The sequence below is a fragment of the Gluconobacter sp. GP1 genome (genome assembly GCF_032913585.1).
GTDB classification, from domain to species: domain Bacteria; phylum Pseudomonadota; class Alphaproteobacteria; order Acetobacterales; family Acetobacteraceae; genus Gluconobacter; species Gluconobacter cerinus.
Genome location: NZ_JASGXC010000077.1, coordinates 1 through 284 on the forward strand (window position 1 = coordinate 1; position 284 = coordinate 284).

Below are 284 nucleotides of genomic sequence, written 5' to 3' on the forward strand. Positions count from 1 at the left end.
AACGGATGAACGGCCTCGAAATGAGCATGGGCTAACGCCATCCGGGTAATCAAGGACTGGGTCATCATCTGCATCCCGTCTTCCCGCATATAATCCAGGGTCTCTTCCAGCAAATGAGGGACTTCAGCCGGTGGTGGAGGATTATAGACGGAATAGGCAATGTGCCCATTGCCGCCGATCCATACGACCTCCTGCCGGAAGTCTCCCGGAGTATCTCGGTAGGACGCATCATGGCCGAGTACACTACGATGCAGGTTCTGGATCAGATCGACCTGAAAGATTTG

1 protein-coding gene is annotated in these 284 nt (G+C 53.9%); it reads right to left on the reverse strand.

Features of this window, described 5'->3' with window-relative positions:
• Positions 1-281, reverse strand: a 281-nt coding sequence (locus tag R5H23_RS16995; protein WP_317216146.1) for a Fic family protein, incomplete at its 3' end; no start/stop codon positions are given.
• Between the last annotated feature and the right edge of the window lie 3 nt (positions 282-284).